The 12,715-nt window shown below is 32.9% G+C and carries 12 protein-coding genes; 6 read left to right on the top strand and 6 right to left on the bottom strand.

The genetic code is table 11. The features are described from left to right. Nucleotide 1 precedes the first annotated feature (1 nt). Nucleotides 2-3,280, top strand: a complete 3,279-nt coding sequence (locus ACX119_RS06735) for a lamin tail domain-containing protein (RefSeq protein WP_459350524.1) — start codon at nt 2-4, stop codon at nt 3,278-3,280. Between the two features lie 32 nt (nt 3,281-3,312). Continuing rightward, on the top strand, nt 3,313-3,804 hold the full coding sequence (locus ACX119_RS06730) for a DUF367 family protein (protein WP_459350523.1): 492 nt from the start codon (nt 3,313-3,315) through the stop codon (nt 3,802-3,804). On the opposite strand, the gene ACX119_RS06725 is transcribed toward ACX119_RS06730, so the two are convergent. Continuing rightward, a complete protein-coding gene (locus ACX119_RS06725) occupies nt 3,789-6,251 on the bottom strand; it encodes an ABC transporter substrate-binding protein (RefSeq protein ID WP_459350522.1) in 2,463 nt (820 codons plus the stop codon). The two genes, ACX119_RS06730 and ACX119_RS06725, sit on opposite strands and share 16 nt — an antisense overlap. 81 nt (nt 6,252-6,332) lie before the next feature. Here ACX119_RS06725 and ACX119_RS06720 point away from each other — a divergent pair, with 81 nt between their 5' ends. Next, complete coding sequence (locus ACX119_RS06720; RefSeq protein WP_459352009.1) at nt 6,333-6,986, top strand: hypothetical protein; 654 nt, start codon at nt 6,333-6,335, stop codon at nt 6,984-6,986. Here ACX119_RS06720 and ACX119_RS06715 read toward each other — a convergent pair. The 3 genes from ACX119_RS06715 to ACX119_RS06705 all read right to left on the bottom strand — a co-directional run bounded on the left by ACX119_RS06715 (nt 6,970) and on the right by ACX119_RS06705 (nt 9,336). Next, nucleotides 6,970-8,718, bottom strand: a complete 1,749-nt coding sequence (locus tag ACX119_RS06715) for a DUF2070 family protein (protein WP_459350521.1) — start codon at nt 8,716-8,718, stop codon at nt 6,970-6,972. The two genes, ACX119_RS06720 and ACX119_RS06715, sit on opposite strands and share 17 nt — an antisense overlap. Before the next feature lie 7 nt (nt 8,719-8,725). Continuing rightward, entirely contained in the window at nt 8,726-8,893 is a 168-nt protein-coding gene (locus ACX119_RS06710; protein ID WP_297591888.1) for a preprotein translocase subunit Sec61beta, read from the bottom strand. Nucleotides 8,894-9,009: 116 nt separating this feature from the next. Continuing rightward, the gene (locus ACX119_RS06705) at nt 9,010-9,336 is read right to left on the bottom strand and encodes an Sjogren's syndrome/scleroderma autoantigen 1 family protein (RefSeq protein ID WP_459350520.1); all 327 of its coding nucleotides are present in this window, start codon (nt 9,334-9,336) and stop codon (nt 9,010-9,012) included. A 102-nt stretch (nt 9,337-9,438) separates the two neighbouring features. Here ACX119_RS06705 and yciH point away from each other — a divergent pair, with 102 nt between their 5' ends. Together yciH and ACX119_RS06695 are read left to right on the top strand one after the other, a co-directional pair. Further along, on the top strand, nt 9,439-9,747 hold the full coding sequence (yciH, locus tag ACX119_RS06700; RefSeq protein WP_297591890.1) for a stress response translation initiation inhibitor YciH: 309 nt from the start codon (nt 9,439-9,441) through the stop codon (nt 9,745-9,747). Between the two features lie 5 nt (nt 9,748-9,752). Next, nucleotides 9,753-10,742, top strand: coding sequence for a CPBP family intramembrane glutamic endopeptidase (locus tag ACX119_RS06695; RefSeq protein ID WP_459350519.1), 990 nt, complete (start codon nt 9,753-9,755; stop codon nt 10,740-10,742). Here the strand turns inward: ACX119_RS06695 and ACX119_RS06690 are convergent. After that, nucleotides 10,731-11,639: a transcription initiation factor IIB gene (locus ACX119_RS06690; protein ID WP_459350518.1), complete on the bottom strand. Its 909-nt coding sequence runs from the start codon at nt 11,637-11,639 to the stop codon at nt 10,731-10,733. The two genes, ACX119_RS06695 and ACX119_RS06690, sit on opposite strands and share 12 nt — an antisense overlap. Before the next feature lie 159 nt (nt 11,640-11,798). Between ACX119_RS06690 and ACX119_RS06685 the strand changes: the two genes are divergently transcribed. Further along, on the top strand, nt 11,799-11,999 hold the full coding sequence (locus ACX119_RS06685) for a hypothetical protein (protein ID WP_459350517.1): 201 nt from the start codon (nt 11,799-11,801) through the stop codon (nt 11,997-11,999). 82 nt (nt 12,000-12,081) lie between these two features. Here ACX119_RS06685 and cofC read toward each other — a convergent pair whose 3' ends face one another. Next, complete coding sequence (gene cofC, locus ACX119_RS06680; RefSeq protein ID WP_459350516.1) at nt 12,082-12,714, bottom strand: 2-phospho-L-lactate guanylyltransferase; 633 nt, start codon at nt 12,712-12,714, stop codon at nt 12,082-12,084. Between the last annotated feature and the right edge of the window lies 1 nt (nt 12,715).

The following is a 12,715-nucleotide window of genomic DNA, read 5'->3' as shown; positions in this document are numbered from 1 at the left end:
TATGAAAAGTGCCCTGTTGATTCTATTTTCAGTAGTCTTACTTGCTGGAGTGCTAATTCCCGTATATGCTCAAACAAGTCCTGATCATGTTGTGATAAATGAAGTTGAGATTAATCCTCCTGGAAATGATGCAACATCTGTTTCCGAGTGGGTAGAACTTTACAATCCTACAAACTCTGATGTGGATTTGAGCGGTTGGAAGATTGCATCTACTACCGTTTTGAAAAAAACTATGACTATTCCATCTGGAACAATAATTAAGCCAGGACAATTTTTAACATATTCATATCAAAGTTTGTGGTTCACTGATTCAAATGAATCTGTAGAACTTCGAGATGCAAGTGGCACTGTAGTTGATAAAACCCCTATACTATCTGACATCTTTAATGATTTAAAATCCTGGCAGAGAATCTATGATGGATATGATTTAGATAGTTCTGATGATTGGAAATTTACAACGTCTACTGCAGGTTCTTCTAATGGTAAACTTGTAGTAAATCAAGCCACAAACGAAGTAACAGTAACTGTTTCATCTGATAAACCCTCATATCTTTTTGGTGAAACTGCTGTCATAAAGGGAACTGTTTCTAAAGAAGTCTTTATTGTGAAACCCACATTTCAACCTGAACCAATTTTAGTTAAAATCTCTGGTCCTAATTATGATAAAACTGTGAGTTTGTATCCTGATCTTAATAGAAATTATAAAACAACAATTAGCCTGCATCAAGTTCTTGGAATTAATGAAGGTGTTTATAATGTCTCAGTAAGCTATGCTGGTGCAGAAGCAAAAACAAATTTTTCAGTTGGACATAAAATCATTGAACAGACTTTGAAGACTGATGCAGAACTCAGTATTTTTTCCGATAAATCCCAATACCTGCCAGGTCAACTAGTATCAATAACTGGTTTCACATCAAAAGTAATTCCATTTGAGGGAATGAAATTAACTGTAAAAGATTCTGAAGGCAATCTGGTGTCTGAAGGAAACCTATATCCTACTAAAGACAAATTTGCAACAAGTGTTTATCTAACTACTGTTAAACCTGTATATGGAACTTACCAAATTATTGCTGAATACTCTGGCAAATCGGCGGTTTCCACTTTTGATGTTGTTAAGGATATCAAAGAAGATGTCCCAATTTCATTGTGGACCGATAAAAAAGCATATGGTCTTGGGGAGCAAGTAAATATTTCAGGTAGAATAAACCACGTTTGGATTAGTACCTTAGATTTGGAAATAGTTCAGACTAAACAAACCACAATAACATCTGGAAGTGATTCGGGATTCAAAATTTTAGATAGTGCTCGAATAATGGGTGATGGCTCTTTTACATACACGTTCACTATTCCTGATAATAAGATTCGATTAGGTGATTACAAAATCAGTGTATCTAAATCAATTGGTTCAGCTACTACCATAATTCATGCCGTAACAAATCCTGGTGAATTTATTGCAACAAATGAATCTCTAACTGTTAATTCTGATAAAGAAGTTTATTCTTTTGGTGATAGCATAAAACTGAATGGATTCATTCGAGATCCTACTGCTAATTCAAGTTATGTTGCAGGTACTCCTGTAAAAATTTCAATTTCACATGAAGATGGATCTCCTCTTGAAATAATAGCATTAGCTCCTGGTGCAAAAACTAGAACAAACAATGGAGTTGTTGTAGCCTATGATTTCACTGCAATTCCTTCAGTTTCGGGTAGTTATTCGCTGGATATTACCGTCTCAAAAAATATTTTTACTGTTGGTAACTATGTTGTAAAATCTCAATATGCTGGACATACTGCAACCAAAACCTTCTCTATTATAGATCCTCTTTCTTTCAAAGATGGTCCTCAAATATCTCTAGACAAAGAGGTTTATGGTTTATCTCAAACAGTCACACTTTCTGGAGTTTTTCCTCCAACTGGAGATAATTCTGTTAAAATCACCTTGACTAAACCTGATGGTACTAAGGTATTATCTGGTGCAACAATAAACGCTCAAAAATTTGTATGGACATGGAATACTCCAATTGTAGACAAAGTTCAAAGCATAAAAGATGAAAGTTCTAAAAATACAATAAAAACAAATTATGGTGTCTATAAAATCAAAGTAGCTACCAATAGTTACAGCAAAGATCTTTTCTTCAAAGTTTCAGCAGATCCTGCAAATGATTCGTTATCTAATACTCCTCTGTTTGTAACTACTGAAAAATCACTTTACAAAGCAGGTGAAAAACTCAAAGTTCTTGGAAATGTGATAAAGCGTGTACAAGGCGATGAAGGATTAGTGGTTCCTGATAGAGTTACTATTAAAATCATTGATGGTGTTTTTCCTTTCAAACAAATTCTAGAATCTGCAGTTTACCCTAGTCAAGGTGGAGACTTTAGTAGTTTCTTTGATTTACCAATTACTGTATTTACTGAAGGGACATATTCTGTAAAGGCTGTTTACAATAATGCAAAAGCTGAATCTACATTTAGTGTAGCTAACGACTTTTCCTTTGGAAGTGATGCATCATTGACTCTCTTGTTGGAGAAAGACAAGTCAGAATACTATCCAGGTGATACTGTAGTTATTAATGGCAAACCTAACAAATTGATCTATCTTGAAAAATATGATGTAAGTGTGATTAAAAAATCTGCAACAGAGATTACGTGTGGGACATTTTATTGTGGTAAACATACAGGTCCGATAACTACAATTCGTCCAAGCCCATCTGGTTCATTTACCTATGAATACACAATACCTAACAAAGAATCCTCTCTTGGTTCCTATGAGGTTACAGTTGATGCTGACTTTGAAACAAAATCCCTCAAATTCAATGTAGTAGAAAAACCACTTGCACCAAAATTAGATACTGTTATTGAAAAAGAAAACCGAATATCTGAAAAAATGATATCTGTTGTTACTGCCACAAAAACTGTTGATAGTCAAATTTTGTCCCCTAGAGTCCTTTCAGGTTCTCTACTAACTCCAGCTATTGGAGATGAATCAAGTGTTAATCTACAAATAATGTCTTCAGATGGGACATGTATTATTGGGCAATTAGAGGAATGTCTAGTAAAAGAATCAACTCGAAAACAAGGCCAAATTTATGATGTTGTAGAAATTGACGGAATAAATTACAACGTCAGATACAGTGGCTCAGATGTCCGACTAGAAAAATTCACAATATTGCCTGAATCTTCAGATGGGTTCTTGCCTGATACTAATTGGAATATTGAGATTCTCAAAGATGATCAAATATCTAGATTTTACTACAAGATTACATACAAATCTGTAGAGTAAATACAAAATACCCTTTCATTATAACAATTAAAATGAAATTACAGGTTTTGATGTTTTATCAGGATGATCCAAAAAAATGTACAGCAGCTAAGATGGTCAAATTTGGATTAGCTCAAAGTATCAAAAAAATTGCTAACAAGGGAATGGTATTGGATCCTTTTTCAGAAAAATTTCTTTTACCTAAGGATAAGACTGTAATTAATTCTATAGTTGGAATTGATTGTTCATGGAATTTAGCTGATAAGGCTTTCTCTAAAAATTTCAATGGAATTAAAAGAAAACTTCCTCCACTATTTGCTGGAAATCCATTAAATTATTCAAAACTTAGTAAACTAACAACCGTTGAAGCACTTTCCGCTTCATTATTTATTTTGGGTTTTCAGGGTCAAGCTATGGAGTTGCTTGATAAATTCAAATGGGGACATACATTCTATGAACTAAATCAAAATCTCTTAAATGACTACTCGAAATTAGAATCAGAGGAACAAATAGAACAAATTCTAAAAGATTATCGTTTGATGTAATTTCTTTTTTTAAGAATAATAACAACTGCAAAAATTATAATTGGAATTATTAGAAATTCTAACCCTACTTTATCTTCTTCAAATTTCACACTATCTAATTCACTTGATGGTAATTCTTGACTGCTTTTAGTTACAAAAAAACTTGATTCAAAAAAATCAGGCTGCAAAATTGAATTTGAAATTGCAAATATTTTGATATTGTTTGCCCCAAGTCCTAATTTTTCAGAGTCTTCTGAAATAATTGTAATCAAAGTATTATTATCATCTATTTTGATGTTTTTTGATAAAATCCTGTTTCCTTCATTGTTAGTTAAGAAGAATAGAATTGAATCTGTATTTTCTGTTTGTATTTTTATTTCAAATTCTTTTCCCTGTTGAATTGAATTTTTAATATCTACATTATTTATGGTTGGAAATTCAACATTTTCAAATTCTGACCACTTTCCAATTTTAAATGGATATGATTCATCTACAAATGATTTCACAGTGATAGTTCTAGATTCGGGTGCATATGATTCTAAATAAAACGGTCCATTGCTAATTACTGCATGATTTTTACTTTCAATCCAATTAATTGATGATACATATCTTTGATTGAAACTTTCATTAGGTTGATTTCTGTCAATTAAGGAAATTGGAATAAAATCAGATTCTCTAAAACTACTTAGATATTCTTTGATCATTTTTGCATCATTTGGAATAATCAGAGATAACCAGCTGATATTTTTGCTTGTTGCCCCTGATCTTGAAAAAGATGCTTTTCCATCCAATACTGCCTGTTCCATTGCAGCAGTAATCTCCCATGGCATAGTATTCCATAAAATTGCCCAATCTGCAATTTCACCATCATCAAAATGCCAATAATCTACATATACTTCAATTGAATCTCGATCTACTTGTTTTACTCCTTTTATTGATTGAATACTTTGAGCAGCTCTTGGTGTAAATTCTGTATCAAAAGTTTTATCATTATCATCTGTTTTTGTTCCCCACTCTATCATAAAATAAAGAGAATGAAAAATATCATTCATATCCATTGGCTGACCATTATGCCAATTACTAAATTCAAAATCAAATGTAACCTTACTTGTCGCAACTACATCAGATCCTACCACCTCCCATTTCTGTAAATATGGATTCCAAAGAATCGCTTCTTGTGGAATCTGTATTTTGTTGTCTGGTCCTGCTGATTCTACCTTCCATGAAGCTCTAACGGGAAATGTCTCTCCCGTAAATGGATGCTTGAAGGCCCCTGGATCTGAAATTATTCCCCAAATTTGTCTACTATAACTATCTGTTAACCCCATAATGGGATTCCATGCTCCTTGGTAAATTTGCTTAACCCCGATTACTAGTTCATTATTTTCTCCTTTGGAATTAATTGGAGTAAACCTACTTGGTACTCCTGCCCCAAAATCATTTACCACCCCACTGATCTTCTCATTTGTTACATACTGATCAATTTTACTAGCTAGAAAAATTCTTACAGATTCATTGACTCCTTCAACGACTGCATCTTGAATTAGTTTTGATCTTTCTTCATAGGATTCAAAACTTCCTGTGTATATTTTCTGAGTTAAATCATCTATCTTTTCGTTTTTGTAATTCCAATATGAGGGATCATTGAATCCTGGCATGTTTGAAAACCATGGTGAATACATTTGTCCTAATCCCACAGAATCATATTTTACAAATGCTGAACGATTCCACCCCTCAGTGTATAAACTCCATTTCAAATCAGATGGGTTTGAACCATAAACAACCACAAATGCTTTATTCAAATCCCCAAAATCTTTTTTGACAATAAATCCCATTTTCTGCAATTCTACTGCCAAAATTTCTCCAATTGATTTTCTTACAGGATCATCGCTTCTAATGAATATTGTAATTTTAATTGGCTTTGCATCCATCTCCCATTTCCCCTCCTTCTTTACTGCTCCTTGATTCATCATCTCTTCAGAAATGATTTGCTCGGCAAGTGTTGGATTGTATTTGAAATTAAATCCTTCAAGCTGCTCAATTACTGTTAGATACTCTGGGTCTGTGGGACTATAGTATGAAATAATTGGGGCTCCATACCCTCCCATTAACTCATTTACAATTAATTTTCTATCCACTAAATAATTTAGTGCAAATCTAACTTCTTTTATTGAAAATGGGTTAAACTCTTCAGATTCAGCTGGATTTACAAGGATACTATAAGAGCCACCTGTAGAATCAAAAACTCTCAATCCTTCTCTGTCTTGAACATTCTCCAACCTGTCCGATGAAATTCTGAAATAGTATAGATCCAGATTTCCATTTCTTATTTCTTCTAAAGCTGTATTCTCATCAAGATACTGGATGAATTTCACCGATTCAAAAAATGTATTTTTTTCTGCAAATGATTCACTATACATCAAAGATACAATTGAAAGAGCTAGCATGAAAACTAGCAATTTTTTCATACTCATAATTTTAGATGGTTGTAATAAAACCTATATCATAATACCCTGATGTTATTAATTCTTAAAACCTATAATGACACAATGATTCAAGAAATTCATATGAAAATTCATCCAGGCATGATTGGTGGACTACAAGGAATTATCCAAGGTGGAGTATCAGTTGAGGATTTTTCTGCTGTCACTAAATTGTCTACATCTGAATCTGAGATAATTTTAGATGAATTAATTAAAAATAATATTGGTACAAAACAAGAAAATTTTTATTATTTTGAAGATGGTGATAAATTAAAAATTGCAATCTCTTTAATTGAGAAAGGATTTCCTATAGATGAAATCTCTATTGCATTAGATTGGAGAGACTTTGAGGGATTAACTGCAGAGATTCTTACTTCAAAAAATTTTGCTGTAATGAAAAATATGATGTTAGCAAAGCCTAGAATGGAGATAGATGTTGTAGGTATTCGTTTAGGGATTGCAATGCTAATTGACTGTAAACACTGGAAACGATATAGTAGATCTTCTCTAACTAGTGCTGTAAATAAACAGATTGAGAGAACAAAACAATATGTTGCAAAAACCCCTGGGGCCATTTCTGTGCCTGTAATTGTAACATTATATCAGGATAAAATTGATTTTATTGACAATGTTCCCATTGTACCTATCTTTCAATTTTCTTCTTTTGTAGATGAATTTTATGGCAATATTGAACAGATGAAAACTATAGAAACAGACTAGTGCTGAAAAAAATCACTCCGCCAATAACGAATCCCTTTGTAATTTTTAGTGAATTGTCTAATGCTTTGGAATAATCTTCATAGATTCCTGTTCCCATCACTTTTACTTTGGTTTCATTTTCAAGTATCTCAAATTTTGCTGAAGAAATATCTGATTCAGATTTTTTGGCTATCTCCAAAAACCAAGATGATAACTTGTCTGCACTAGTGATTAAACCTAATTGATAATACCCATTCCTGTTTCTAGCCTTAACTGGAGCAAAATGTGTATCTGATGTACATATCTCAAGTAACTGATAATCTCTTTTTGAAAAATTGTCTATTATTTTCTCTCTTACCCCATTTTCCATGTTGTTGGCATCGGCCCATCCTAGAAAATATTTCTTATCATTGATTTTCAAACAAACAATTCCTAGTCCGCCCATTCCAAGATCTTCTGTCCATACATCCATATCATCAGAATTTGCATATCCGAATTCTATTGGGTGACTCTCTTTTGTTATTAGAGTATCTAAACATGATTTTGCTGCCTTTAGCATATCTTCACCGTCTTCTTTTGAAATTTCTTCACCCATTGCATTATGGCAATCAACAATCATTGTTCTAGCATAATTTCGATTTTTTGCATATTGCTCAATCTCTGTTTTCATGTAACTTGGAATATCCTCCATACCATGTGGTGATAATGATAAAAACAATAATGGATTGTTTCCAAATAATAACCCGATAACTCTTGCTTTGTTAATTTGAACTGTTACTGGTTCTGTACAGTGAACTCCTTCTTCTTTTACCTCACTATTCTCTAAATTTTTTAGATAATTTTCCACCTCATTTCTTGATGGTAAATTTAATGCATGATCTGAAATGCTATGCATTACCATTGCTGAAGATGATAGGTTTTTGTAAATGAGATATGGGATGTTACTCCCACCTACGGGATGATATGGTCCTGGATGGATTTCAGGCAAAACCATTCTGAATTCTTTCTGTCCATTCGATGATGATAATCTAATTTGTGATGTCGATACTTTAGTTTCATTCGAGCGCTGCTCCATAATCTCTTCAGCCTCTCTGAAATCATTTCCTTGTGATGCAAGATATGCTTGAATTGTTTTATGTGTGCTCTCCATCCCTGGTCTTCCTGCTCTGTCTGTAAGATATGACCAAACACTTGCAATAATCATAAATGATACTCCATAGCCTAATGATAATGGATCAGTTAGCATTGGAATCCACAAATCTTGAGGGATTAAAACCAAAAACATTGCTAATGGCTGAACAAAACAAATTGCCCATGCTTTTCTAAGACTTACTCCAAGTGTTGTAGTGTATATCCCTATTCTAAAACTTGCAAATAGAAACATTCCAAATGTAACAAAAAACAACGAAGTTTCTTTTGATAATACAATACTTGCAAGTAATCCCATAAGAAGTGTAACAATCCAAAGCATTATTCCAAATAGTGACGAATGAAGAGACTTTGAGTACTCTTTCTTTTTTGAAAATCTTGTATCTAGTAATTGTGTAATTGCAAGCACCCCAATAATTATTGGAAGTCTGTACCATACATCTTCAGAGAAAATATCATTTAGATATCCAAAATATGTTGCAAGAAAAATCACAGCTGAAATTGATAGTGATCCGACTAGGGAAAAATAATGCGATGCTGGATTGATTAGAGTAAGGGAGAACCTGTTGTGTATGTTTGAAACATCATCTGAGGCTTTTTCCATTATTTTCTCACGTAGCTAGGAATATGTCAATTGCCCAAGATACAGCAATTAAACCAATAGGAATTGAAATGACAATTCTAGGATCCATCTTGAATCCCTTTGTCTCATCTTCAAAAAATCTCATGAGACCTCCACTTGATGCTGGAAGTGGAGCTGATTTCTTTTTACTACTCATTATAACTCGACATCGAGGATTTTAACATAAAAACTTTATTCATCAAGAGAAAACAATAAAATCCAAATTTTCATGCCTAAAGTGATGCATTTTTAACGATCAAATGGAATTTTAATTTAAGTTTTAATTTTTTCTAGAGCCTCTAAAATTGAATTAATTGATTTTAGAATTTCTTGTTGTTTCTCATGGTTTTTTTCATTTTCTAGTTCTTTGGAGAGTACCTCTAACTTATCATCCAAAGTCTGTTTCAATGATGATTTGAATGATTTTGGTGCTTTTTCAGTTGGGATGTCTTTTTTCTCAGGTTTTCTGCCACAATTAATACACAAAGCAAATCCGTCTTTCAATACTCTAACTCCTGCACAATATGGACAAGGTGCACTAAGCAAAGTGGCACCATTTAGTAACATTTCAGCTGCTTTTTTAGTTAGATCTTCTGTCATGGTTAATTCATTAATTTTCTATTTAAAAAATCCAATTATTCTAAATATTTTATAATTCAAACAAGGCTTAATAGTGCGTATAATAGAATTTACTTCGAACGAATGGCAGTAATTTGTAATACTTGTGGTCTCCCAGAAGATTTATGCGCATGTGGTGAACTGGCCAAAGATAGTACCAAAATTATTATTCGATTAGAAACTCGCCGTTTTAAGAAAAAGGGCACTATGATTGAAGGACTGGATCCAAAATTAAACAATTTGGAGACTGTTGCAAAAGAACTCAAAAACAAATATGCTTGTGGGGGTACTGCAAAAGAAGGCTACATCTTTTTACAAGGAGATCATAGAGATACCATTAAAGATACATTGATTCATTTGGGTTTTCCTGAAGAAAGTATTGAATTGCATTAGACAAATTGCCAAGCTCAAATAAACTTCTCCAAGCTTTTGGAATTCCATATACTGCTTTACTATCTGTGATTTTTGGATTACTGTTAGTTTCATTCCCTATTGGTATCTTTGTTGTTTTTGAAAGCGACATTGGCGCTGATATCAATTATGAATTTCCTGTAACTCATTTAGATTTATTTGAAAATACTTCCATTTACCAAGCTCCCATTGATCTTAGTATTGGCGATGTGTTTGTTGTACTGTGGTCATTTTATGCAATAATTTTCACTATAGCTATGCTTGGTCCAAAACAGGGATTTTTCAAATCAATCTCTCCATTGATTTCTTTTGGAAAATATGATCCTAAATCTAACTATATGATTGGTGTTACAAAATGGATTTCAATTTTAATTCTTATTTCAGCTTTGATAACTTTCACACAAGAAATATTTGGAATAGTTACAGTTCCTCCGCTTGGAGAAAACGATCTTACCCAATTTTTTTATGTAACATTGGCTCCATTAATTGAGGAAGTAGGATTTCGTTTAATATTATTGGGAATTCCATTGTTTGCACTTTATTCAAGAAAATCATCTGTAAAATACTTCATCAAATGTCTGTGGACTCCAAATTCTTTGGATATGTTTGATTCAAAGAAAGCAATTTTTCTAATAGTATTTGTTGGAATACTCTTTGGTTTTTCTCATATTGCATTTGGAGATTCTTGGAGTGAAGGTAAATTTGCACAAGCTACAGCAGGGGGAATTATTCTAGGTTGGGTTTATCTGAAATATGGTTTTGTTGCATCTCTTTTAATTCATTGGGCAACAAATTATTTTGTATTCTCGTATGGAAATTTTCTATCACAAATTAATTACATATCTCTTGAAGACGCTTTTTCACATTCTCTAATGTCTACATTGGAAATTTTGTTTTTAGTTGCAGGATTATTATCAATTTCTGTTTTATTTTTGACTAGATATTATTCAAAAAAAGAATCTACATTAAAGATTTAGGGCAACCTTTAACCCTTTGTATCTATTTCTAATTGTTACCTCAGTTACACCTGCGGCTTCTGCTACGTCTCTTTGAGTTTTATTTTCTCCATTTGTAACACACGCTACATAAAGTGCAGCAGCTGCTAACCCCATTGGATCTTTTCCAGCTGAAATTTTATTTTCTTCTGCAGTTTGTAAAATCTGACTTGCTTTACGTTTAGTTTTCTCTGAAAGCCCTGCTTTACTTGCAATCCTTGAGATACACTTGATTGGGTCAACAACTGGCATCTTCAAATTTAATTCTCTTAATAACAATCTATAGCATCTTGCAATATCTTTTCGTTTGATGTTGCTTGCTTGTCCTATATCTTTTAGAGTTCTTGGTGTTTCAGTGTCGCGACATGCAGCATAAAGTGCAGATGCTATTAATGCTGAAATGGAACGTCCTCTTACTAGTCCTTTCTCTAATGCTTTTCTGTAAATGTATGCAGCTTTTTCAATAACTGCATCACCTACTGCAAGCTTGTCTTTTAATCTATCAAGCTCACTGAATGCTTGTCTAAAGTTTCTATCCACTGGTTCATGAACTTGACTTCTACTATCCCAAGTTCTTAATCTTTCAATGGTACTTTTCATTGAAGCAGTTAGTGGCTTTCCTGTTGCATCTCTGTTTTGAGGATTGATTACGGTTGCTAATCCCATATCATGCATTGCAAGAGATGTTGGAACTCCTGCTCTGCTTTTATTTTCACCCTCATTAGAAAATGATCTCCATTCAGGACCTGATTCTTCTACCTTATCTGTAATAACAAATCCACATTTGCCACAAAAATTCTCTCCAGTATTTGCATCTGTTACTAGAGTACCTTGTCCACATCTTGGACATTTGTCCTTTGGATTTACTGTTTTAACCATTTTAATATCTCCCAAAACCTTTTATGATGATATTTAACATTTTCTGATTCATCATTAATAAGTCTGTTGTTGATCGAAACTACTTTTTTAGAGATAATTCATTTTTGACAAATTTCAGACGTATTTTCTGCTTATATGATGGTATGATGTTAAGTGGTTATGGCTAATCAAACCATAATTCGTGGTGGGATTAGTTTGATTTTCTTTGCGGGAATATTGATGATTTTAAATGATGTATCTCAGATTATTTCAGATTATATTCACATCTCTCTTGACTTATTTTACAACTTATTATGGGTCGCTGTTTTTTCTGGTGTTGCATTAATCCTTGTTGGTGCTAGGTCTAGAGAAAAATACTGATAACTTCTGTCACCTCTTTCTGAATCAGTTGATCATAAAGAAATTAAATCAAAAATATTATTTGTTTGAATAATATCTATTTTCACTCTAAGATTTTCTTGATTTTCTCAGCAATGTGTGGCTTTTCATTTTGTTCTAAAAGAAATTTCAAATCTTCTGTGTTATCTACATCCCACATAATTCTCTTGACAAAAACCATTGCCACATTTAATGTGTGCTCTTTTGCTGTATTCATATGAATTTTGTAACTATCTTCATCATAATGTGTTTTCATCAAATCTATTGGCATTCTGACAAGTGCATTTGTTCCATCAAACCTTCTTGATGGTACAATTATCGCAAAATTTGGATGAGTCTTGTATTGAAGCATAAAATCAATATCTTGTGTTTTGATATATGGTATGTCTTGAGGAAATACAATTGATGCATCAAATCCATTTTCTAAAAGGTATTTGTCTGCTAATGCAACTGCCCCATTTACACTCTCTTCATTCTCATCAATTATTACGGTAGCTTTGAATTTCTCTGCAATTTGAATCGCCTTCTCCTCTTTTGTTACTAGGATAATTTTATCAATTTGTGGTGATATTGATATTGTTTGCAAAATCTCTTCTAGCATTACTTTGCATAATCCTTCTATTTTTTGTGGAGATAAATCTAAACGTGTTTTTGCTTTAGAGAAAGTCTTTACAGGAATAATAACGGCTATTTTCAAA

It is taken from the genome of Nitrosopumilus sp. S4 (assembly GCF_054515835.1).
The sequence above is the reverse complement of the archived record's forward strand: the minus strand, read 5'-3'. Positions and strand labels throughout refer to the sequence as shown.

Bases quoted from the DNA above. Each gene is read 5' to 3' on its own strand.
- ACX119_RS06735 (WP_459350524.1), top strand. From the start codon at position 2: ATGAAAAGTGCCCTGTTGATTCTATTTTCAGTAGTCTTACTTGCTGGA.
- ACX119_RS06730 (WP_459350523.1), top strand. From the start codon at position 3,313: ATGAAATTACAGGTTTTGATGTTTTATCAGGATGATCCAAAAAAATGT.
- ACX119_RS06725 (WP_459350522.1), bottom strand. From the start codon at position 6,251: ATGAAAAAATTGCTAGTTTTCATGCTAGCTCTTTCAATTGTATCTTTG.
- ACX119_RS06720 (WP_459352009.1), top strand. From the start codon at position 6,333: ATGATTCAAGAAATTCATATGAAAATTCATCCAGGCATGATTGGTGGA.
- ACX119_RS06715 (WP_459350521.1), bottom strand. From the start codon at position 8,718: ATGGAAAAAGCCTCAGATGATGTTTCAAACATACACAACAGGTTCTCC.
- ACX119_RS06710 (WP_297591888.1), bottom strand. From the start codon at position 8,893: ATGAGTAGTAAAAAGAAATCAGCTCCACTTCCAGCATCAAGTGGAGGT.
- ACX119_RS06705 (WP_459350520.1), bottom strand. From the start codon at position 9,336: ATGACAGAAGATCTAACTAAAAAAGCAGCTGAAATGTTACTAAATGGT.
- yciH (WP_297591890.1), top strand. From the start codon at position 9,439: ATGGCAGTAATTTGTAATACTTGTGGTCTCCCAGAAGATTTATGCGCA.
- ACX119_RS06690 (WP_459350518.1), bottom strand. From the start codon at position 11,639: ATGGTTAAAACAGTAAATCCAAAGGACAAATGTCCAAGATGTGGACAA.
- ACX119_RS06685 (WP_459350517.1), top strand. From the start codon at position 11,799: ATGGCTAATCAAACCATAATTCGTGGTGGGATTAGTTTGATTTTCTTT.